This window comes from Cellulomonas composti, from assembly GCF_007990245.1.
GTDB lineage: Bacteria > Actinomycetota > Actinomycetes > Actinomycetales > Cellulomonadaceae > Cellulomonas > Cellulomonas composti.
The window spans coordinates 46892-68934 of the sequence record NZ_BJWG01000001.1 but is presented as its reverse complement, the minus strand read 5'-3'; the positions used below and the strand labels follow the sequence as shown (position 1 = coordinate 68934).

At 74.4% G+C, this 22043-nt stretch carries 15 protein-coding genes; 4 read left to right on the top strand and 11 right to left on the bottom strand.

Going from position 1 to position 22043, the window contains the following annotated elements; translation table 11 throughout:
• Window positions 1-14: 14 nt before the first annotated feature.
• Genes dnaE through imuA' form a run of 3 tightly spaced genes read right to left on the bottom strand, consistent with a single transcriptional unit; the run spans window position 15 to window position 6215 of the window.
• A complete protein-coding gene (gene dnaE, locus CCO02nite_RS00320) occupies window positions 15-3674 on the bottom strand; it encodes a DNA polymerase III subunit alpha (protein WP_146840987.1) in 3660 nt (1219 codons plus the stop codon).
• On the bottom strand, window positions 3667-5397 hold the full coding sequence (locus CCO02nite_RS00315; RefSeq protein ID WP_146840986.1) for a DNA polymerase Y family protein: 1731 nt from the start codon (window positions 5395-5397) through the stop codon (window positions 3667-3669). Before CCO02nite_RS00315 ends, dnaE begins: the two co-directional genes overlap by 8 nt.
• Window positions 5394-6215: a DnaE2-dependent mutagenesis accessory factor ImuA' gene (gene imuA', locus CCO02nite_RS00310; protein WP_146840985.1), complete on the bottom strand. Its 822-nt coding sequence runs from the start codon at window positions 6213-6215 to the stop codon at window positions 5394-5396. The genes CCO02nite_RS00315 and imuA' overlap by 4 nt, the downstream gene beginning before the upstream one ends.
• Before the next feature lie 210 nt (window positions 6216-6425).
• On the opposite strand from imuA', the gene CCO02nite_RS00305 reads away from it, so the two are divergent.
• From CCO02nite_RS00305 to CCO02nite_RS00290, 4 genes are read left to right on the top strand one after another with little or no spacing between them, the layout of a single operon-like run.
• Window positions 6426-6773 (top strand): ArsR/SmtB family transcription factor, encoded by a 348-nt coding sequence (locus CCO02nite_RS00305; RefSeq protein ID WP_146840984.1) that lies wholly within the window; start codon window positions 6426-6428, stop codon window positions 6771-6773.
• Window positions 6770-8497 (top strand): SulP family inorganic anion transporter, encoded by a 1728-nt coding sequence (locus CCO02nite_RS00300; RefSeq protein WP_246117228.1) that lies wholly within the window; start codon window positions 6770-6772, stop codon window positions 8495-8497. The genes CCO02nite_RS00305 and CCO02nite_RS00300 overlap by 4 nt, the downstream gene beginning before the upstream one ends.
• A gap of 40 nt (window positions 8498-8537) precedes the next feature.
• Window positions 8538-9077: a YbhB/YbcL family Raf kinase inhibitor-like protein gene (locus CCO02nite_RS00295; protein ID WP_146840983.1), complete on the top strand. Its 540-nt coding sequence runs from the start codon at window positions 8538-8540 to the stop codon at window positions 9075-9077.
• A gap of 57 nt (window positions 9078-9134) precedes the next feature.
• Complete coding sequence (locus CCO02nite_RS00290; RefSeq protein ID WP_146840982.1) at window positions 9135-9698, top strand: YbaK/EbsC family protein; 564 nt, start codon at window positions 9135-9137, stop codon at window positions 9696-9698.
• Window positions 9699-9722: 24 nt separating this feature from the next.
• On the opposite strand, the gene CCO02nite_RS00285 is transcribed toward CCO02nite_RS00290, so the two are convergent.
• The 8 genes from CCO02nite_RS00285 to CCO02nite_RS00250 all read right to left on the bottom strand — a co-directional run bounded on the left by CCO02nite_RS00285 (window position 9723) and on the right by CCO02nite_RS00250 (window position 21987).
• Window positions 9723-10553 carry a TrmH family RNA methyltransferase gene (locus tag CCO02nite_RS00285; protein ID WP_371862467.1) on the bottom strand — a complete coding sequence of 277 codons (831 nt, stop codon included), beginning with the start codon at window positions 10551-10553 and terminating at the stop codon, window positions 9723-9725.
• 35 nt (window positions 10554-10588) lie between these two features.
• On the bottom strand, window positions 10589-11794 hold the full coding sequence (locus tag CCO02nite_RS00280; RefSeq protein ID WP_146840980.1) for an endo-1,4-beta-xylanase: 1206 nt from the start codon (window positions 11792-11794) through the stop codon (window positions 10589-10591).
• Window positions 11791-13155, bottom strand: coding sequence for an MFS transporter (locus CCO02nite_RS00275; protein ID WP_146840979.1), 1365 nt, complete (start codon window positions 13153-13155; stop codon window positions 11791-11793). The genes CCO02nite_RS00280 and CCO02nite_RS00275 overlap by 4 nt, the downstream gene beginning before the upstream one ends.
• Before the next feature lie 16 nt (window positions 13156-13171).
• Window positions 13172-16174, bottom strand: coding sequence for a hypothetical protein (locus CCO02nite_RS00270; RefSeq protein WP_146840978.1), 3003 nt, complete (start codon window positions 16172-16174; stop codon window positions 13172-13174).
• Window positions 16175-16238: 64 nt separating this feature from the next.
• Complete coding sequence (locus CCO02nite_RS00265) at window positions 16239-18218, bottom strand: ABC transporter ATP-binding protein (RefSeq protein WP_146840977.1); 1980 nt, start codon at window positions 18216-18218, stop codon at window positions 16239-16241.
• Window positions 18215-19957 (bottom strand): ABC transporter ATP-binding protein, encoded by a 1743-nt coding sequence (locus CCO02nite_RS00260; protein ID WP_146840976.1) that lies wholly within the window; start codon window positions 19955-19957, stop codon window positions 18215-18217. The genes CCO02nite_RS00265 and CCO02nite_RS00260 overlap by 4 nt, the downstream gene beginning before the upstream one ends.
• 37 nt (window positions 19958-19994) lie before the next feature.
• Window positions 19995-20633 (bottom strand): TetR/AcrR family transcriptional regulator, encoded by a 639-nt coding sequence (locus tag CCO02nite_RS00255; protein WP_146841432.1) that lies wholly within the window; start codon window positions 20631-20633, stop codon window positions 19995-19997.
• A gap of 157 nt (window positions 20634-20790) precedes the next feature.
• Window positions 20791-21987 (bottom strand): SPFH domain-containing protein, encoded by a 1197-nt coding sequence (locus tag CCO02nite_RS00250; RefSeq protein ID WP_146840975.1) that lies wholly within the window; start codon window positions 21985-21987, stop codon window positions 20791-20793.
• Between the last annotated feature and the right edge of the window lie 56 nt (window positions 21988-22043).

Genomic DNA, 22043 nt, shown 5'->3' with positions numbered 1-22043 from the left:
ACGCACGGAACCGGTCACCGGAAGTCCCGCGACGAGCTGCGCACGCGCAACGACAACGGCGCCAGGTGCTCGGCGACGAGGTTGGTCGCGCCGTCCGCGCGTTCCAGCAGGCCGCGCACGACGAGCGCGCGCGAGGTCCGGGCCACCGCGCGGTGGCGCTGCCACAGCCCCGCCGAGCAGATGACGTTGAGCAGCCCGGTCTCGTCCTCGAGCGACAGGAACGTGATCCCGCCGGCGGTGCCGGGCCGCTGACGGTGGGTCACGACCCCGGCCACCGCGACCCGCCGACCCACCTCGTGCCGGTAGGCCTGCTCGACGCGCAGCACCCCCTCCGCGTCGAGTCCGGCGCGCACGAACTGCGTCGGATAGGAGTCGACCGAGACGCCGGTCGCCCACACGTCCGCGGTCGCGGTCTCGAGCTCGCTCAGGCCCGGCAGCGTAGGCGCCTGCACGCCGACGCTCACCCCCGGCAGCGTCTCGGGGCCCTCCTGTGCGAGCGCGCCCGCGGCCCACAAGGCCTCGCGCCGAGTCACGCCCAGCCCGTCGAGCGCACCCGCGGTCGCGAGCGCCTCGACCTGCGCGGTGGTCAGCCGCACGCGGCGCACCAGGTCGCGCTGGTCGACGAACGGCCCGCCCGCCGCGCGTTCGTCGGCGATCCGCTCCGCGAGGTCCGTGCCGATCTCGCGCACCGCCACCAGGCCCAGCCGCACGACGAGCGAGCGCCCCCGGCCCCGGCCCGTCGGGACGCCCGAGGGCGGCGTCGGCCCCGTACCGCTCGGCCGCGGCTCGAGGCGTGGCTCTCCCCCGGCCGGTGCGGGCGCCGCGCGCTCGACCCTCGCCTGCGCGTCCGAGAGCTGCACGTCGGGCCGCCGCACCTCGATGCCGTGCCGCCGGGCGTCGGCCGCCAGGCTCTGCGGCGAGTAGAACCCCATCGGCTGCGCGGCCAGCAGCCCCGCGTAGAACGCGGCGGGGTGGTGCACCTTGAGCCACGCGCTCGCGTAGACCAGGTACGCGAAGGAGTACGCGTGCGACTCGGGGAAGCCGAAGTCCGCGAACGCCTTGAGCTTGGCGAAGATCTGCTCGCCCACCTCGGCCGTGATCCCGTTGTCGGCCATCCCGTCCATCAGCCGGCCCTTGAGCGCGAGCATCCGCTCGGTGGACCGCTTGGACCCCATCGCCCGCCGGAGCTGGTCCGCCTCGGCCGGGGTGAAGGCCGCGACGTCGATCGCCATCTGCATGAGCTGCTCCTGGAACAGCGGCACGCCGAGCGTCTTGCTCAGCGACGCCTCGAGCAGCGGGTGCAGGTACTCGACCTTCTGCCGCCCCCGCGAGCGTTCGATGTACGGGTGCACCGAGCCGCCCTGGATGGGGCCGGGCCGGATGAGCGCCACCTCGACGACGATGTCGTAGAAGCACCTCGGCTCGAGCCGCGGCAGCGTGCCCATCTGCGCGCGCGACTCCACCTGGAACACGCCGACCGTGTCCGCCGCGCACAGCAGGTCGTACACCAGCGGGTCCTCCTGCGGCAGCGCGTGCAGGTCCAGCGCGCGTCCCTCGTGCTCGCCGACGAACCCGAACGCGATCCGCAGCGCGGTGAGCATGCCGAGGCCCAGCAGGTCGAACTTCACCAGTCCCGCATCGGCGCAGTCCTCCTTGTCCCACTGCAGCACCGTGCGCCCGGGCATCCGCGCCCACTCGACCGGGCAGACCTCGATCACCGGCCGGTCGCACATCACCATCCCGCCCGAGTGGATGCCCAGGTGCCGCGGCAGGCGCAGGAACCGGTCCGCCAGGTCGATCACCTGCTCCGGGATCTCCTCGAGGTCGCTCGCGGCGGGTGGGGTGTGCGTCGGGACCACGTCGTGCCCGTCCGCGGTCGCCAGCCCGGGCACCTCGGTCCCTCGCGGCGAGCGCGCGGTCTGAGACGAGCCCGCGGGCCGACCGGTCGGAGCGCCCGTACGCGCGTCCGGCTCCCCGTTGGTCCCCCACATCGCCTCGCGCGCCCGGCCCCGTTCCTGGCGGCCCGTCGTCGGGACCGTTCCCGACGAGACAGGGCGCAGGCTTCCCCAGCGCTCGATCGACTTCGCCCAGGCGTCCTGCTGCCCGACGTCGTAGCCCAGCGCCCGCGCGGCGTCCCGGATCGCCGAGCGCGGCCGGTAGGAGATGACGTTCGCCACCTGCGCGGCGTGCTCGCGTCCGTGCTTGGCGTAGACGTACTGGATGACCTCTTCGCGACGCGCGGACTCGATGTCGACGTCGATGTCCGGCGGCCCGTCGCGCTCGGGCGCCAGGAACCGCTCGAAGAGCAGCCCGTGGCGCACCGCGTCCACCGCGGTGACCCGCAGCACGTAGCAGACCGCCGAGTTGGCGGCCGAGCCGCGGCCCTGCGCCAGGATCCCGTTGCGCCGGCAGAAGTCCACCAGGTCGTACACGACGAGGAAGTAGCCCGGGAACCCCAGCTCCTCGATGATCGTCAGCTCGTGCTCGAGCTGACGGTAGGCGCCCTGCACCCGTTCGGCCTCGGGCGGGCCGTAGAGCTCGAGCGCGCCGCGGCGCACCAGCTCGCGCAGCCAGGTCGCCTCGGTGTGACCGGGCGGCACCGGGTAGGGCGGCAGCGCCGGCGCGACGAGCGAGAGGTCGAACGCGCACTCGGCCGCCAGCGCTGCCGCCGTGGCGACCGCCCGCGGGTGCCGACGGTGACGTTCGAGCATCTCCGTCGCGGAGCGCAGGTGGGCGGTGGACGCACCCGGCAGCCAGCCGTCCAGGTCGTCGAGCGAGGACCTGGCCCGCACCGCCGCCAGCGCCGCCGCGAGGTCGCCGTCCCGCGGCGTGGCGTGGTGCGCCGCCGTCGTCGCGACCAGCGGCAACCCGGCCGCCCTGGCCAGCGCGTCGAGGGCGTCCGCGCGCTCGTCGTCGTACGCGTCGTCGTGCCGGGTCACCTCGACGGCCACGTTGTCCCGGCCGAACAGCGCGACGAGCCGGTCCAGCTCGCGCGCCGCCGCCTCGGGGCCGCCCGCGGTCACCGGGACGACCCCCGTCGGGTCGCCACCCGCCAGCGCCCGCCGCACGGCACCCTTGCGGCAGCCGGTGAGCACCAGCCACTGGCCTGCGGCCGCCTCCGCCAGCTCCTCGAGCCGGTACTCCGCGGCTCCCTTGCGCCCGGTGCGCAGGTGACCCCGTGCGATCGCGCTCGACAGCGCGCGGTACCCGTCCGGGCCGCGGGCCAGCACGACGAGGTGGGTTGCCCGGGGGTCGGGGACGCCCGTGGGCTCGTCGAGCACCGGGGGGCCGGGCGTCGGTGCCGGCTGGCGTCCGTGCCGACGCGCATCGGGCGCCGGCAGGTGCAGCTCCGCCCCGAACACCGTGGGCACGCCCACCCGCCGGGCCGCCTCGGCGAGGCGTACCACGCCGTACAACCCGTCGTGGTCGGTCAGCGCGAGCGCCGTCAGGCCCAGCCGGGCAGCCTCCGCCGCGAGCTCCTCGGGCTGGCTGGCGCCGTCGAGGAAGCTGAACGCCGAGTGCGCGTGCAGCTCGCCGTACCGCGGGCCGGGCGTGTTCGAGGCACTGGTCGAGGCACTGGTCGACGAGCTGGTGGACGCACTGGCCGTCGGCACGTCGGTCGTCGGTGCACTCGTCGTCGGTGCACTCGGCGTCACGCTCGTCGGGTCAGTCATAGCGCGCCTCGCACGCCCAGCCGGTCGCGGTGGTGACCAGCAGCACGGCCGGCCCGTCGTCGAACGTCACCTGCAGGTGCGCACGCGGCCGGCCCACCCGCGGCCCGTCGGCGGGCGACCCCCACCACCGGCCCGACAGCAGCCACGGCCCGGCCCAGCCGGCCACCCGGTCCCGTCGGCCCGGCCCGCACACCCAGGCCGGCGACCCGCTCAGGCGGGCGCGCTCGTCGAGCAGGACGGGCCGACCCGCCGCGTCCTGCACCTCGACCGGCTCGGGGTCCGGGAGCACCGTGGCGGGAGCCGGGTCCGGCAGCCGACCGGGCCAGGGGCGGTCGGTGGACCGGGGCGCCGCGGCCTGCTCCCCCCACGGCCGCAGGTGGACCTGCTCGCGCACGTCCCGCCCGCCCTGCAGGCTCGCGGTGAGCAGACCGGACCCGCCGACGATGCCCTGCACGCGCTCGAGCACGCGCTGGGCGCGTAGGTCCCCGCCCGAGGGCCCACCCCACAGCCGCGGCTGCTCCGCACCGGCGGGCGCGACGTCCAGCGCGGTGATCGCCAGCCGCACCAGCGTCACCGGCCGCGCGGGCTCGTGCTCGCCCGGCCAGTCCGGGAGCTCACCCGGCGCGGGCTGGTCCTCCTCGCGCCCGCGCGCGACACGGGCGGCGCGGGACACGTCGCGCGACCGGTCGCGGGCGGCGTCCCGGACCCGGTCGCGGGCGGTGGCGACCGCGGTGGCCGTGAGCCAGCTCTCGAGCTGCCAGCGCACGCGGTCGGTGATGCGCGCCGGCGTCAGCCCGCCCCAGCCACCGAGGTCGGTGCGCCAGGTGCGCACCAGGTCGGCGCCCTCGTCGGTGCGGGCGGCGATCTCGAGCCGCCCGCACGTCGCCGACCGTCCGACGAGCATGTGGTGCAGCTCCTCGGCCAGCCGGCGTCCCGCGAAGGTCGCGGTGTCCACCCGGTCCACGGGCGGGTCGAGGTCGCTGCTCACCGCGACGTCCGGCTCGGGCCGGCGCCGCACCGGGGGTCGCTCGTCCTGACCGTTGGCCAGCAGGTGGGCCCACGACCCGAGCCGGCCGAACCGCGCGTGCACGTCTGCGGCGGGCAGCGCGGCGAGCCTGCCGAGCGTGCGCAGGCCGAGACGGTGCAGCAGGTCCACCAGGGCGTCCACCTCCCGCACGGCCTCCTCGCTGGTCGCGACGAACGCGAGCTCGCTCACCGGCCGGTCCGCCAGGAACGCCGGCGACCCGCCGGGCGGCACCCGTCGGCCGGTGCGTGCCGCCAGCACCGCCGCGAGCAGGCCGTCCGCCGTCCCGACGGCGCACTCGTGCCCGGTGCGCTCCGCGACCGCCTCGGCCAGCCGGTCCGCGAGCGTCTCCTCCGAGCCGTGGTAGCGGCTCGCCCCGTCCGAGGGCAGCAGGAGCAGCCCGGGCCGGGCCACCTCGAGACCCGCGACCACCGTCTCCGCAGCGAGCACGACCGGCTCGAACAGCCGGACGTCCCGTGCGTCGTCGGCCGCCAGCGCCACCAGCTCCGGGCAGCAGCCCTGCGCCTGCCGCCGACGCATGCCGCGCCGCACGCCCTCCAGCCTGGCCAGCGCGTTCACCGCGGTCACGCGCTGCCCTGCCAGGACCGCGACGGGCAGGTGGCGGGGGGTCTCCTGGGCGAGCGCCGCGGCGACGACCGGCCAGTCGGGCACCCACAGGACGGTGGTGCGGGTGCTCATCCGACGAGCCTCAGGTCCGGGCGTCCGGCGGCCAGCACAGTCGCCTGCGCAGCCGACTGCGCCACCTTCTGCGTGGTGCTGCGGGTGCCGACCTCACCCGACAGAGGCAGCGTGAGGTCGACCCACGCGGGACTCGACGCGCTGCTGCGACCCGACCGCGTGACGCGGACGGCATGCGTGCGCAGCCGCCCCTGACCGTCGCCGACCCCCGTCCAGCGGCCGGGCCCGGCCGTGAGCACCGTGTCCGCACCCGGCCAGGGCTGCGCCGCGAGCAGCACGGCACCCCGCTCCCGGACCCGCGCCGACAGCCGCCGCCGGTCCGCGTCCACCAGCCGGGCCTCGGGTCCGGCGACCACCACGTCCATCCCGTCCAGCAGAGCGGCCAGCACCCGGGCGCAGTCTGCCCCGGGCGCGGGCACCACGGCGAGCCGGTCGAGCCCGACCCCGGCCTGCGCGGCGGCCAGCAGGCCGAGCGTCGGCTGACCGACCACGGCCGCCCAGGCGCCGCCCGAGCACGCCGCGGCCAGCACGGCCAGCACCAGCGACGTCGAACCCGCCACCACCGTGGTGGCCCCGCGGCGCAACCCGTCCGGCAGCAGCGGGGCGAGCTCGACCGGGACGGGCAGCGGCGGCCGCTCCGCCGTGAGCAACGACACCCGAGGAGTGCCCTGGTCCTGCTCGACATCGCCCGCCCGGCCCACTTCTGCCCGGTCCTGTTCGACGTCCGGCCGGACGATGCTGCGCGCACCGGTGCGCTGCTCGGCTCGTGCCAGGACGAGCCGCGCGTGCGCCGCACGCTCCTGGACGTCGACCGTCATCGCTACCTCTGTGCATGCCTCTGACCTGCAACAACAGGCCGTTCGAGCTTCCCCCGAACTGTCATTTTCGAACGTCTGTTCGACTTCCTAGTACACGCCTTCCCCGGCCGCACTGTCAACTGGTCGCACCCACCCCGAACAGCGGAGTATCGTCAGAAGCACTTGATCGATTCATCAAGTCACCAAACCGCCTCATCTCCCGGAGAAGTCGTGCCGCTGCGCGCACTGGGGGTCGACCGCCCGCTCGCGGACGTCAAGGCCGACCTCTTCAAGGCCCTCGCCCATCCCGTGCGCGTCCGCGTGCTCGAGCTCCTCGTCGACCAGGACCGTCAGGTCAGCGAGCTGCTCACCGAGCTGGGTCTGGAGGCCTCGCTCCTGTCCCAGCACCTCGCCGTGCTGCGCCGCAGCGGGGTCGTCACCGCCAGCCGCACCGGCAACGCCGTCCAGTACGCGCTCGCGCTGCCAGCCGTGGCGGACATGCTCTCCGCGGCCCGCGCCGTGCTGGTCGACGCCGCCGCGCGTCGCCAGGACCTGCTCGCCCTCGAGGCGCACCCGTGAGCGCAGACGCCGCGCCGGCCGACGAGATCTCCTGGTGGACGCTCGCCCGGCGCCGGGCCAGAGCCCTCGCCCCGCACCGCCTGGACTACGCCGGGCTGAGCCGATCGTGGCGCCGCGACCTGCTGGCCGGGCTCACGGTGGCGGTCGTCGCGCTGCCGCTCGCGCTCGGCTTCGGCGTCTCGTCGGGCCTCGGCGCCGCCGCCGGCCTGGTCACCGCGGTGGTGGCCGGCGCGGTCGCCGCCGTGCTCGGCGGGTCGCACCTGCAGGTCAGCGGGCCGACGGGCGCCATGACGGTCGTCCTGCTGCCGGTCATCGCGCGGCACGGCACCGAGGCGGTACCCGTCGTCGCGATCATGGCGGGTGGGCTCGTCGTGCTCGCGGGCGTGCTCGGCCTGGGTCGCCTCGTCGCCTACATCCCGTGGCCGGTCGTGGAGGGGTTCACGTTCGGGATCGGGATCGTCATCGCGCTGCAGCAGGTGCCGCTCGCGCTCGACACGCCCAAGGCCGAAGGCGAGAACGCCGCGCTCGTCGCGCTGCGCACGATCGGCGACGTCGACTGGCACGCCGCGCTGGCCCCCCTCGGGCTCGTCGCGCTCGTCGTGGTCGTGTGCGTCGTGCTGCCCCGGCTGTACCGCGGCGTGCCCGCGTCGATCGTCGCCGTGGTCCTCGCGACCCTCGTCGCACAGGTCCTGCACCTGGACGTCGACCGGATCGGCGCGCTCCCCGACGGGCTGCCCGCCCCGCACCTGCCCGTGGTCGACCTCGAGACGACGAGCGCCCTGTTCTCGTCGGCGCTGGCGGTCGCGGCGCTCGCCGCGCTCGAGTCGCTGCTGTCGGCGCACGTCGCGGACGGCATGGGTGACCACCTGCCGCGCACGCGGCCCAACCGCGAGCTCTGGGGACAGGGCGCGGCGAACGTCGCCTCCGGCCTGTTCGGCGGCCTGCCGGCCACGGGCGCGATCGCGCGGACCGCGGTCAACGTGCGGGCGGGCGCCCGCACGCGCGTCGCCGCCCTGAGCCACGCCGCGATCCTCGCGCTCGTCGTCTACCTCGCCGCGCCGTGGGTCGCCCGCATCCCGCTGTCGGCGCTCGCGGGCGTGCTGCTGGTCACCGCCGCGCACATGGTCGACCTGCGCACCGCGGGCGCGATCTGCCGCTCCGGGCGGTCCGGCGCCTTCGTGTTCGTCGCGACGCTCGTCGTGACCGTGGTGTTCGACCTCGTGCTCGCGGTCGAGGTGGGGGTCGCGGTCGCCGCCGTGCTCGCGCTGCGCTCGATGGCGCGGGCCAGCGGGCTGCACCGCGAGGACCCGCCCGACGAGACCGTGCCGGACGACGAGGAGCAGGCGCTGCTGCACGAGCACATCGCCGTCTACCGCCTCGACGGCGCACTGTTCTTCGCCGACGTGCGCCGGTTCCTCGACGAGCTCGCGCAGGTCACCGACGTGCGCGTCGTCGTGCTGCGCCTGTCCAGCGTCAGCGTGCTGGACACCAGCGGCGCGCACGCGCTCGCCCAGATCGTCACGGACCTGCAGCACCGCGGCATCGTCGTGCTGCTCAAGGGCCTGCGACCCGCGCACCGCAAGGTCGTCGAGGAGGTCGGCGTGCTCGACGCTCTCCAGCACGAGAACCACCTGTTCGAGGACCTCGACCTCGCTCTCGAGCACGCCCGCTCGCACGTGCGGCGGCAGGTGCGCGAGGCGCACGGGACGGCCAGGATGGGCTGAGTCGCCCGACGACCGACGTCGGGCCGGACCGGAGGTCGTCGTGCCCTCGATCACCCGCCCCGTCGCCCCGGACCCCTACGCCCTGCTGCCCGCGGTCCCCGTCTTCACGCTGCGTTCCGACGACGTCGCCGACGGCGACCCGCTGCCCGACGTGCACACCAACACCCCGGCGGGCGCCAACGTCTCGCCGCACCTGGCGTGGTCCGGCTTCCCGCCCGAGACGCAGGGGTTCGCGGTCACGTGCTTCGACCCCGACGCGCCGGGACCGGCCGGCTGGTTCCACTGGACGTTGCTGGACGTCCAGGTCACGACGACGACGCTCCCGCGCGGCGCCGGCACCGTCGACGGCGACGCGCTGCCCGCCGGATCGTTCCAGCTCAAGGGCGACGACGGCGTCGCGGCCTACGTCGGCTCGGCACCGCCTCCCGGCGACCAGGTGCACCGGTACTACTTCGTCGTGCACGCCCTCGACACGGCCGGCATGGGACTGGGCCCGGACGCGATGCCCGGCGCCGCGAGCTGCGCGCTGGTCTTCCACACGCTCGCGCGCGCGGTCCTCGTCGCGACCTACCAGCGCTGAGCCGCCCGCTGAGACACCCCCTCCGACGAGGGCGCGGCGGCCGCTAACCTGCGGGCCATGACGCTCGGCACGCTCGACTGGCAGCCCGCACTCGCGCACCTCGACCTGCTCGCGCCGAGCACGGCGGCCGCGCTGCGGTCCTGGGCCGAGCACGACGACGAGGCCGCGAGCGCCGTGCTGGTGACCGAGATCGACCCTGACCTCGCCGACACGGCCGCGCTCACCGCCGCCTACGCGCTCCCGCCCGCCGCGTCGGCCAACTGCGTGCTCGTCGCGGGCCGCCGCGAGGGCGACGAGCGCGTCGCGGCGGCCGTCGTTCGCGCCACCACGCGCGCCGACGTGAACAACGCGGTCAAGCGCCTGCTCGACGTGCGCAAAGCGTCCTTCCTGCCGATGGACCGCGCCACCAGCGAAGCGGCCATGGAGTACGGCGGCATCACGCCGATCGGGCTACCCGCCGCCTACCGCGTGCTCGTCGACACACGCGTGACCGTGCCGCACCCGGAAGCGGGCGAGCTCGTCGTGATCGGCAGCGGCCTGCGCCGTTCCAAGCTCGCCCTGCCGGGCCCGCTCCTCGCGCGTCTCCCCGGCGCCGAGGTCGTCACAGACCTCGCCTTCTAGGGTCTCGCCCGTGTCGGGCCGGCGTCAGGCCCGGGTGGCCCAGAACGCGACTGCAGCGGCGGCGGCGACGTTGAGCGAGTCCACGCCACCGGCCATCGGGATGCGCACGACGAGGTCGGAGGCCGCCACGGTCGCCGGCTTGAGGCCGTGACCCTCGGCGCCCAGCACCAGTGCGAGGCGCTCGGGCAGGTCCGCGACGAGGGCGTCGAGCGTGATCGCGTCGTCGGACAGCGCGAGGGACGCGGTCACGAAGCCGAGTTCGCGCAGCTGGTCGATGGCGCCGGGCCACGGGTCGATCCGCGTCCACGGCACCTGGAAGACGGTGCCCATCGAGACCCGCACGGACCGACGGTAGAGCGGGTCGGCGCAGCGGGGCGTGACGAGGACGGCGTCGACGCCCAGCGCGGCGGCGGACCGGAACGCCGCGCCGACGTTCGTGTGGTCGACGACGTCCTCGAGCACCGCCACGCGCCGCGCGCCCGCGAGCACCGCCTCGACCGGGGCCAGCGGCGGCCGGTGCATCGCCGCGAGCGCGCCGCGGTGCACGTGGAAGCCGGTGATCGCCTCGAGGACCGCCTCGTCGGCGACGAACACGGTGACGGCTCCGGGCGAACCGGGGTCGGCGGACAGGTCGGCGACCATGCGCTCGAGGTCCGGCACCCAGCGCGGCGCGAGCAGCACGGAACGCGGCCGGTGCCCGGCCCGCAGCGCGCGTTCGAGCACGGTCGAGCTCTCGGCGATGTACAGGCCCCGGGCCGGCTCGTGCCGAGAGCGCAGCGCGACGTCCGTGAGCGAGACGTAGTCGGCGAGGCGGTCGTCGGCGGGGTCGGTGACCGGCGTCAGGTCGAGGTGCAGCACGCGCCCATCGTCCCAGCCGTCCGTGCCAGCCGTCAGGGCGCCAGTCGCACGTCGACCTCGTCGGGCGTCCCGACGACGAACGACCCGCTCGCCGCGCCCGCGCGGACGGCGTAGTCGCCGCGCCAGCCGGTCACGCGCACGCGCCCGGCGTCGTCGGTCCGCAGCGTCGTCGGACCGTGCCACCACTGCCCACGGACGAGGTCGCGCAGCGCGTCGTAGGCGGGCTTGGGCGTGCCGTCGGCGCGCACGAGGCCCGCGGGCGCACCCAGCCAAGCGCCCGCGTCCGTGAGCCCCCAGTACGTCGCGGACTGCACCGCGGGGTGCGCCAGCAGCGTCCGGTAGTGCCGGACGATCTCGTCGGCCTGCCGCTGCTCGCCCTCGGCGGTCGACGGCCACATGTCGACCACCCAGTCGTTGAGGTCCTCGATGTGCGGGGGCATGAGGTCGCCCGAGACGAGCGTCGTCTCGGTCAGGTGCAGGGGCAGCCCGAACCGCGCGAACCGGTCGAGCACCCGCTGCGTCTTCTCCTCGCCGACGTAGCCCTGGTGCATGTGGGTCTGCAGGCCGATCGCGTCGACCCGGATGCCGGCCTCGAGCACCTCCTCGACGAGCTGCTCGTACGCGGGCGACAGGTCGAAGTCGTTGATGAGCAGGGTCGCGTCGGGGTTCGCGGCGCGCGCGGTCTCGAACGCGAGGCGAACCGTCTCGACGCGCCCGCGCGCCCGTGCCAGCGGCGTGATCGCGTTCTCCTCGGCGGTGAACACGGGCATGATCACGACCTCGTTGATCGCGTCCCAGGTGTCGACGACACCCGCGAAGTCACCGACGTCGCGCGTGATCCGCTCGCGCTGGAGCCGCTCGACCTCGTCGGGACCGCGCTCGAGCAGCCACTGCGGCGCGAGCGTGTGCCACATCAGGGTGTGGCCCTTGACGCGCGCCCCGCGCGCGACGAACCAGCGCGCGGCGGCCAGCAGGCGGTCGGTGTCCGGGTGCCCCTGCTCGGGCTCGAAGTAGCGCCAGTAGAACGGCAGCGTCGCGGTGTCGAACAGGTCGAACCACTGCTCCGCGAGGCGGGCGTCGGCCTCGGACCCCTCGTGCCCGACGAAGTCGAAGCCGATGCAGCCGAAGCCGAACTCGTGCCGGCGCTGCTCGACCACGACGTCGCGCCCGGTCAGCGGCGTGCCGTCAGGTCCACGCACGGTCAGCACGACCTCACGGACACGGTGCGTCAGGGTCATCGGGTCACCTCCACGACGGATGCGGTCGCGGTGGGCCGCCCGACGAGCCGCCCTCCGAGCACCGCTGCGGCCAGGCCCAGCACCGCGATCACGGGCACGACGACGAACGCCGCGTGCATGCCCACGGCGTCCGCGAGCGCGCCGAGCAGGAACGGCGCGACGCCGATCGCCAGGCCGCCGGCGAGCGTCGCACGCGCCTGCGCCGCGTCGCCCGCGTGCGGTGCGGTCGACAGCAGCAGCGAGATCGCGAGCGGGTACTGCACGCCGTACCCCAGACCCGCGACGAAGAGCCCGACGAGCGCGATCACGGTCTCCGTCGAGGTCCACAGGACCGCCCAGCCGGCGACCGCCACGACGAAGCCCGCGGCCAGCAGCAACGCCGGCGGCACCCTGAGCGACATCGGCCCGACGACGAAGCGGATCGCGGACATGCCGGCCACCAGGCCTGCCGTCGTCGCGGTCGCGATGCCCGGTCCGGCGCCGGTCTGCTCCCGCACGAGGTCGGTGGACCAGTACGTCGTCGCGTTCTCGAGCGCGATCGCCGCCACGACGGCCGCCAGGAAGCACCACGCCGGCAGTCCGGCGTGCCAGGCGCGGCGCTCGGCGGGCGTCTCGTCGTCGGACACCACCGCGAGCGCGAGCGCCTCCACGGAGCCGACGACCGGATCGACGCCGTGCGGACCGGCGAGGGTGACGTGCGGCTCGTCGGCGGTCTCGGTCGCGGCCGCGGTCTCGGTCGTGGTCGCGGCTCCCGAGACGGTCCGGTCGGCCGCTGCGACGGCGCGGCGGCCGACGGTCGGCGGGGTCATCGCCCCGCCGACGGGCCGACGGGCCGTGAGCCACGCGGTGACTGCGACGAGGACGATCGTCACCGCGACCGCGGGCCGCCAGCCCCACCCGATCGCGACGGTGAGGCCCACCGCGAGCGGTCCGACGAGCCCGATCGTCGAACCCACGCCGTTCGCCTCGGTCACCGCGGCCGAGGCCGCCTCGCCGTGGTGGAAGGCGAGGCCCGGCTGCGCGCAGCTGATCGCGATGTTCCCGCCGAGCGCGATGACGAACATCGCGGGCAGGCTGGCCCACAGCGCGGGCGCGAGCACGAGCCCGACGACGCCGAGCACGATCAGACCGAGCGCGGCGAGCAGCGCAGGCCGTCGACCCCACCGCGCGACGACCCGCGGGGTGAGGAACGCCGCGAGCACCGCGCCGCCGGCCATCGCCGTGCCGTGCAGCCCGGCCTGTGCCGAGGTGATGCCGAAGTCGTCGGCCAGCAGCGGGACGCTCGGGCCGAAGCTGTACAGGAACCAGCCCCACACCACGAAGCAGCCGTAGAAGGCGAAGGTGAGCCTGTCCCGATGCACCTCGTGAGCCTAGTGCTCAGCCGGTCGGTGCCCTCGGGACCTCCTCCGGAGCCACCAGTCGCAGGGTCGTCACGAGCCGGTCGAGCTCCTCGCGGTACTGCGGGGTCGCGGGGTAACCGCTGTGCGCCGCGACGGTCAGCAGGTACGCGCGCTCGTCGACCTCCGCGGCGGCGCTGTCGATCCGCGAGCCGGCGTAGCCGTCCACGGGGAACCCGATGAAGTCGGTGCGCCGCCACAGGCTGCGCCACCGCGAGCGCCGCGCCGCGGCGCCAGGCTCGGCGCCCCGGCCGGACGGGGCGGCGTCCAGGGTCTCGGCGAGCGTCGGCGACGGCACGGGGCGCTCGGGGTCGGGCGGCGCGAGGGCCGGCGTGAGGCTGGCCCACGGGTCCGCGAGCCACACGCGCGCGCCCGCCACGGGTGCCGTGCCCAGCGCCACCGGGCCCAGCAGCTCGGGGAAGAACCGCCCGAAGTACGCCCGCAGCTGCGTGCCGTAGGTCAGCAGACCCACGCGCTTGTCGAACGGCCCCGACACGCCGTCCCAACGGCCGAACAGGGCGGCCACCGCGACCACGCCACCGAGCGAGTGCGCCGAGATCACCACACGCCGGCGCTCCCGCTCGCGCTCGGCCATCGGGTTGCCGTCGTCACCGAGCCACGAGTCGATCCGCGAGCGCAGCTCGGGCACGACGCGTTCGGCGTAGCACGGCGGCGCGAACGGGTGCGCGGCGCGCGGCAGGAAGCACATGAGGTCCCACAGCAGCCCCCACGGCCGCGCGAGCGACTTCTTGGAGCCGGCGAGCACGACGCTCGCGACGATCAGCCCGGTGCCTGCGACCACGGCCTTCGTCGACCAGTCGACGCACACCTGCCAGACGTCGTGGACCCAGACCGGCGCGTCAGGTGCGGGCGCGCCGACGCGCAGGGTCGCGACGAGCGCGGCGAACGCGAACAGCGCGAGTGCCCCGACCAGGCGCTCGGCCCGGTGCGCGAGCGTCGCCCGGTGCCGGCCCGCCTGCACCGCGACCGCCTCCCGGCTCGGCGGGGTGGCGTCCGGGTCGACCACCCGGTCCCGCCGCCGCACCGGCGGCACGACCGGCACGTCCGGCACGTCGTCGCGGCGCAGCACCGCCGAGCGCAGCCCCAGCACGGCCAGCAGGACCGCGAGCACCAGCAGCACCGCGACGCTGACGATCGCGAAGTCCTGGTAGCCCTCGGGCGTCACGAGCGTCTGGGGTGTGCCGAGGCGCACCACCACCGGATCGCGCAGGGTGTCCTGGGAGGTCGCCGCCTCCAGGGCGGTCGAGACGGCGCTCGGGACGGTCGCGTTCTCCGCCGCCGCAGGAGCCTGCAGCCATGCGACGAGCCCGAGCACCGCCGCCGCGCTGAGCACCATCGCGACCCCCGCGGCGATCGAGAGCATCACGAAGGGCCCGCGCCCACCCCAGCCCTGCGCACGTCGCCCCGGGTTGCGCAGCCCGCGCACGAGCACGACGAGGAACAGGGCTCCCGCGAGCACGGCCGCGAGCACCTCGCCCCAGGCGTGGGCCGCACCGTCCTGCCAGAGCGTCGCGACGAGCCCGGCGAGCAGCGAGCCGACGACGAGCGGGACCCAGACGCGCGCACCGACGTGAGCCCGCAGCCCCGCGGAGGCGATCGCGAGCAGCACCATCGCCGCGACGATCGTCGTCGGGACCGCGGCGAGCCCGACGAACGGCGGGCCGCCGTCGACTACCCACGGCGTCTGGTCGTCGAGCCGCCCGACGCGCCACAGCGTCCAGGTCAGCACGGCTGCTCCCGCGACGACGAGCACGACGTCGAGGCGCGTCGAGGCGCCGGAGCCCGTGCCGGCCGCCGCGTCGGGTGCACCGCCGGGGTCGTCCGCCGTGGGCTGCGTCGTCGGGTCCAGGCGCATGCTGCCGGTGCGCCACGCCGCGCCGATCCCGACGACGAGCGCGAGGACCACCATCGCCATCCACGGTCGCGACGCTTCGGTCGCCCACAGGTCCGGGTCCAGGCACCCGGCCTCGCCGAACCCGCGTGACTGCCGGCACCCGGGCACGTCGCGGTACAGGTGGTGCCACGCCAGCATGCCCGCGAGCAGCGCGAACGCGGCCGCGAGGTGCTGGCACCACTGCGCCTGCGAACTGCGGGCGTGCGTCCAGAAGCTGCGCCGCGCGAGCATCGGCCACACGTCTCCCGACCGCAGGTGCGGCGCGTCGGCCATGCCGTTGGCCTTGGTCCACGACATGCGCCGCTCGTAGCGGACCTGCCCCGTCGAGCCCACGGCCGCGAGCAGCAGCACGGCCAGGATCGCGACGAGCGAGAGCGCGACCGTGCGGGTGCCGGGGGTCCATCGCGCCCACGAGCCCATCCAGCCGGGCAGCGCGGTGCACGTCATCACGTACTCGACCGGCGCGGGCTGCCCGGCGACGTCGAGCTGCTGCTTCTCGCCGAAGCACTGCGCGCCGACCACGCCCAGCGTCATCGTCGTGACCGTGGCGACCCACAGGAGCGTGAGCAGAAGCCCGAACAGCCGCACGAGCCCGCCGCCGGCCGACGAGCGCCGCCCCGCCGGCTCGTCGGCGTCACGCGTCCAGTACGCGACGTTGACGAACCCGAACGGGATGATCAGCACCCACAGCGCACGCGTCAGGCCCGCGATCGTGCCCGTGACCTTGCCCAGCCCGGGAATCGTCGAGAGCCGGGCCATCGCGCCCCACGAGTAGGCCTCACGCCGCACGCCGGGCGGCACGGCGCGCGGATCGTCGGCGGGCCGGGGCACCGCCCGCGCCGCGGGCGTCGCGCACCAGAAGCTGCCGAGCTCGTCGCCCTCGACCTGCTCGATCTCGGTGGGCGCGAGCCCGAGCATCGCGGCGGGCGGGGTGTTCGCGACGCCGTGCACCCGCAGCTCGAGGACGTCGACGTCCGCGGGTCGCTCGTCGTGCGCCTCACGCCGCCACCAGAGCACGCGCATCGCAGGCTCCCCGCCCCGGGCGCCGCCCGGCACGGCGTCCCTCACCCGGCAACCTACCGACGACGGGCCTCGCCCGCTATCACCCGGTTCGTCCGGTCCGACGAGGGTGTCAGGCCTCCTCGGTGACCGCGGCGGCGAACTGGCTCTCGTACAGCCGCGCGTACGCGCCGCCCGTGGCGAGCAGCTGGTCGTGCGTGCCCTGCTCGACGATCGACCCGTGCTCCATCACGAGGATCGAGCTCGCGTCGCGGATCGTGGACAGGCGGTGCGCGATGACGAACGACGTCCGCCCCGCCCGCAGCGCGTTCATCGCCTTCTGCACCAGCACCTCGGTGCGGGTGTCGACCGACGACGTGGCCTCGTCGAGGATGAGGATGGTCGGGTCGGCCAGGAACGCGCGCGCGATGGTCAGCAGCTGCTTCTCGCCCGCGGAGACGCCCGCACCCTCGTCGTCGATGACCGTCGCGTAGCCGTCCGTCAGCGTGCGCACGAAGTGGTCGACGTGCGTCGCCTCGGCCGCCGCGACGACCTGCTCGTGCGTCGCGCCGTCCACGCCGTAGGCGATGTTCTCCTCGATCGAGCCGCCGAACAGCCACGTGTCCTGCAGCACCATGCCGAGCTCACCGCGCAGCTCGTCGCGCGTGAGCTCGCGCGTGTCGACACCGTCGAGCGTGATACGGCCCTCGTCCACGTCGTAGAACCGCATGAGCAGGTTCACCAGCGTCGTCTTGCCCGCGCCCGTGGGTCCGACGATCGCGATCGTCTGACCCGGTTCGGCGACGATCGACAGGTCGGTGATCAGCGGCGCGTCCGGGGTGTACGAGAACGCGACGTGCTCGAACGCGACCCGGCCGGCCGGCCGGTCGGGCAGCCGCGCGGGCTCGTCCGGGTCCGGGGTCTGGTCCGGCGCGTCGAGCAGCTCGAAGACGCGCTCGACCGACGCGACGCCCGACTGCAGCAGGTTCGCCATGCTCGCGAGCTGCGTGATCGGCTGCGTGAACTGCCGGCTGTACTGGATGAAGGCCTGCACGTCGCCGAGCGTCATCGCGCCCGAGGCGACCCGCAGCCCGCCGACCACGGCGACGATCACGTAGTTGAGGTTCGCCAGGAAGCCGAGCGCCGGCTGGATCGTGCCCGAGATGAACTGCGCGCGGTTGCTCGCGTCGTACAGCGCCTCGTTGCGCTCGGCGAACGTCTTCGCCGACTCCTCCTGACGACCGAAGACCGTCACGAGCGTGTGCCCGGTGAACATCTCCTCGATGTGCGCGTTGAGCTCGCCGGTGTGCCGCCACTGGTCGATGAACCGCGGCTTGGACTGCCTCGCGATCAGCGCCGCGACCAGCATGGACAGCGGCACGGTGAGCAGCGCGACCCCGGCGAGCAGGGGCGAGATCCAGAACATCATGGCCAGCACGCCGATCACCGTCAGGACCGACGTGATGACCTGGCTGAGCGTCTGCTGCAGCGTCTGGGCGACGTTGTCGATGTCGTTCGTGACGCGGCTGAGCAGCTCGCCGCGCGGCTGGCGGTCGAAGTAGCTGAGCGGCACGCGGTGCAGCTTGGCCTCGACGTCCGCGCGCAGTCGCAGCACCGAACGCTGTACCACCCCCGCGGTCATCCGCCCCTGGACCCAGCCGAACAGGAACGAGCCCAGGTAGATCACGACGACGACGAGCAGGATCCGCCCGAGCCGGTCGAAGTCGACGCCGACCCCGGGAACGACGTCCATGCCGCTGACCATGTCCGCGAACTGGTCGTTGCCCTGCGCCCGCAGGCCGGCGACCGCCTCGTCCTTGGTGAGCCCCGCGGGGAGCGTCGCGCCGACGAGGCCGTTGAACAGCACGTTCGTCGCGCTCCCGAGCAGCTTGGGTCCGATCACCGCGAGCGTCACCGACGCGACCGCGAGCACGGTGATCGCGACGATCCGCGGGCGCTCGGGGCGCAGCTCGCGCAGGAAGCGCGCGCCCGAGCTGCGGAAGTTGGAGGACTTCTCCCCCGGCATCCCCATCATGCCCATCGGTCCACCGGGCCCGCGGCGAGGCGGCCCGGGCAGTCGCGCCGGTGCGGTCGCCGGCCGGTCCTGGCTCATGCCGCCTCCTGCGCGCTCAGCTGCGAGTACACGATCTCCTGGTAGGTCTCGTTGGTCGCGAGCAGCTCGGCGTGCGTGCCGCGGCCCACCACCTCGCCGTCCTCGAGCACGACGATGACGTCCGCCTGGCGGATCGTGGCGACCCGCTGGGCCACGACGAGCACCGCGGCGTCCCGGGTCTCGGGCACCAGCGCCGCCCGCAGCGCGGCGTCCGTCGTGTAGTCGAGCGCCGAGAACGAGTCGTCGAACAGGTACAGCCGCGGTCGTCTGACCAGGGCGCGGGCGATCGCGAGTCGTTGCCGCTGCCCACCCGAGACGTTCGTGCCGCCCTGCGCGATCGCCGCGTCCAGCCCGCCGTCCATCCGCTCGACGAACGCGCGCGCCTGCGCGACCTCGAGCGCGTGCCACAGCGCGTCGTCGTCGGCGTCCACGTCGCCGTACAGCAGGTTCGAGCGCACGGTGCCCGAGAACAGGTAGGGCTTCTGCGGGACGAAACCGATCTGCGCCCACAGCTGCGCGGGCTCGACGTCCCGCACGTCGACGCCGCCGATCAGCACCTGGCCGTCGGTCGCGTCGTACAGGCGCGGGATCAGGTGCAGCAGCGTCGTCTTTCCCGAGCCGGTGGAGCCGATGATCGCGGTGGTCTGGCCCGGCTCGGCGACGAGGTCCACGTGCTGCAGCACGGCCTTCTCCGCACCGGGGTACCCGAACTCGACGTCACGCAGCTCGAGCCGGCCGCGGGCGACCGGGTCCTCGGGCAGCGGGATCGGGGCCACCGGCGGGACCACGCTCGGCTCGGTGTCGAGCACCTCGCCGATCCGGCCCGCCGAGACGATCGCCCGCGGGAACAGCACGAACATCATCGTGCTCATCATCACGGCCATGAGGATGTAGGCGATGTAGGACAGGAACGCGGTGAGCTGGCCGATGAGCATGGCCCCGTCGGCGACGCGGTGCCCGCCGAACCAGATCACCGCGGTGCTCGTCAGGTTCATCACGAGCATGACCGCCGGGAACATGAGCGCCATGAGCTGGCCGGTGCGCAGCGACGTGTCGTACAGCGCGTCGTTCGCCTCGTCGAAACGTTCGGTCTCGCGCCGCTCGCGCACGAACGCGCGGACCACCCGGATACCCGTGATCTGCTCGCGCATCACGCGGTTGATGGCGTCGATGCGCTTCTGCATGACGCGGAAGTACGGGATCATCCGCGACACGACGAACCCGATCAGGATGCCCAGCACGGGCACGGCGACCACGAGGATCCCGGACAGCACGACGTCCTCGCGCAGCGCCATCACGACGCCGCCGATCAGCATGATCGGGGCCATGATCACGAACGTGAACGTCATCAGGACCACCATCTGGACCTGCTGCACGTCGTTCGTCGTGCGCGTGATGAGCGTCGGCGCGCCGAACTGCCCCATCTCGCGCGCCGAGAACCTCTGCACCGTGGCGAACAGTCGGCTGCGCACGTCGCGGCCGAAGCCCATCGCGGCACCCGCGCCGTAGTAGACCGCGACGATCGCGCAGACCACCTGCAGGAGGCTGACCGCGAGCATGACGCCCCCGAGCCGCAGGATCTCGTCGACGTCGCCCTGGGTCACGCCGTCGTCGATGATCCGGGCGTTCAGGCTCGGCAGGTACAGCGTCGCGAGGGTCTGGACGAGCTGGAGCACCACGACGGCGACGACCGCGAACCGGTAGGGCCGCAGGTGCTCACGCAGGAGTCGGACGAGCATCACACGCTCCGGGAGGACGACACGGTTCGGATCGGGGTCATCGGCGCACCAGCACGCCGTCGAGGAAGGCCGTCACGAGAACGTCGGCCGACGGCGTGCTCGGCTCGACACCGCGCCGCCGGGCGTCGATCGTCCGCACCGTCACACCCATGAGCATGACGTCGAGGAGCTCCGCCGTCTCGTCGGGCGACCACGTGAGGCGGTCCTGGTCGGGCTCGAGGAGCTCGAGCAGCGCGGCACGCACCTGGGCGCGACCGAGCTCCGAGCGGGCGTGCACGTCCCGCATGTGCGCGCGGTGGTCGGTGCCCGGCTGGGGCGGGTCCAGGCGTGCGACCTCGTGCAGGATCATCATCCAGCGCATGCCCTCGGCGGCTCTGGCCAGGCCGAGCGCGACCACCAGAGCCAAGCGCTGCTCGAGAGGCAGCGACCGGTCGATCGCGGCGATCGCCGCGAGGTCGCCAGCGGGGTCGACCGCCTCGGCCGCCGCGGCGCGCACCAGCGCCGACTTGTCGTCGAACACCCGGAACAGCGTGCCTTCCGCCACCCCGGCGGCCCGGGCGAGCTCCTTGGTGGTCACGGCCAGCCCGCGCTCGAGGACCACGGGACGCACCGCCCGCAAGATCGCGGCGCGCCGCTCCGCGGGAGGCAGCGGTGCGGCACGGCCGGTTCGTACCATCACGCGGGGAGCGTAAGTGAGTGAGCACTCACTCGCAAGCGGTTTCGCGCTCGGCGATCGGCGTTGCCGCACCGAACGCGGCGATCGGCGTTGCCGCAGCGAACGCGGCGACGCCCGCCGGCGTTGCCGCACCGGCGGGCGTCGTCGCTGCTCCGGCCTACGGTGCGGTGTCCCCCGCGTCCGGGCTCGGCTCGTCGACCGGCGGCACGGGCGGCACGGGCGGGGTCGCCGGCCGCGGCGGCACCGCGGCTCCACCGGGGCGCTGGCCGAGCTCGACCGACGGGTCGAACGGGCGCCCGCTCAGGGTCCCGGCGCTCGTCGCGTCCGCGGTCGCGGCCGCGGACTCGCGGCGGGCCTCGGCGAGCGCCTCGGCCGGATCGCGCAGCGCGACGGCCGGCAGGTCGTCACCGAGCGGCGACGTGCCCGCGGGTCGCGCTGGCTCGCTCGGCGCGGGCGCGCCGAACCCTCCGCCGAACCCGCTCGCGAGCTGGCCGAGCGCGCCGGTGAGCTCCGCCGGCAGGAACCACATCTTGTTCGACGGGTACGCCGCGATCTTCGGCAGCGTCTGCAGGTACTGGTAGGCCAGCAGCTTGGGGTCCGCGTCGCCGCGGTGCACGGCGTCGAACACCTGCAGGATCGCGCGTGCCTCGCCCTCGGCGCGCAGGATCGCGGACTGCGCCTCACCCTCCGAGCGCAGGATCGAGGCCTGCTTCTCGCCCTCGGCGGTGAGAATCGCGGACTGCTTGACGCCCTCGGCCGTGAGGATCGCGGCGCGCCGGTCGCGCTCGGCCCGCATCTGCTGCTCCATCGAGCCCTTGATGCTGTCCGGCGGGTCGATCGACTTGAGCTCGACCCGGTTGACGCGCACGCCCCAGCGGCCGGTGGCCTCGTCGAGCACCCCGCGCAACTGGCCGTTGATCTGGTCGCGGCTCGTGAGCGTCTGCTCGAGGTCCATCGACCCGACGACGTTGCGCAGCGTGGTGACGGTGAGCTGCTCGATGCCCGTGATGTAGTTCGCGATCTCGTACACCGCCGACTTGGGGTCGGTCACCTGGAAGTAGATGACGGTGTCGATGCTCACGACGAGGTTGTCGGACGTGATGACCGGTTGCGGCGGAAACGAGACCACCTGCTCGCGCAGGTCCACCCCCGCCCTCACGCGGTCGACGAACGGGATCAGCAGGTGCAGCCCGGCGTCCAGGGTCCGCGAGTACCGACCGAGCCGCTCGACGATGATCGCCACGGTCTGCGGCACGATCCGCACCGAGCGGAACAGCGCGACGACGACGAACAGCAGGACGAGCGCGATGACGACGATCAGGGCGATCCGACCGACGTCCGTGTCATCTGGCAAGGCAACCTCCGGGTCCGGGACGGGCAGTACGTGCAGCGGCGCTGCGGAACTTCGTG

Bases quoted from the DNA above. Each gene is read 5' to 3' on its own strand.
- CCO02nite_RS00280 (WP_146840980.1), bottom strand. From the start codon at position 11,794: ATGACCCTGACGCACCGTGTCCGTGAGGTCGTGCTGACCGTGCGTGGA.
- CCO02nite_RS00290 (WP_146840982.1), top strand. From the start codon at position 9,135: ATGACGCTCGGCACGCTCGACTGGCAGCCCGCACTCGCGCACCTCGAC.
- CCO02nite_RS00265 (WP_146840977.1), bottom strand. From the start codon at position 18,218: ATGAGCCAGGACCGGCCGGCGACCGCACCGGCGCGACTGCCCGGGCCG.
- CCO02nite_RS00255 (WP_146841432.1), bottom strand. From the start codon at position 20,633: ATGGTACGAACCGGCCGTGCCGCACCGCTGCCTCCCGCGGAGCGGCGC.
- CCO02nite_RS00260 (WP_146840976.1), bottom strand. From the start codon at position 19,957: ATGCTCGTCCGACTCCTGCGTGAGCACCTGCGGCCCTACCGGTTCGCG.
- CCO02nite_RS00315 (WP_146840986.1), bottom strand. From the start codon at position 5,397: ATGAGCACCCGCACCACCGTCCTGTGGGTGCCCGACTGGCCGGTCGTC.
- dnaE (WP_146840987.1), bottom strand. From the start codon at position 3,674: ATGACTGACCCGACGAGCGTGACGCCGAGTGCACCGACGACGAGTGCA.
- imuA' (WP_146840985.1), bottom strand. From the start codon at position 6,215: ATGACGGTCGACGTCCAGGAGCGTGCGGCGCACGCGCGGCTCGTCCTG.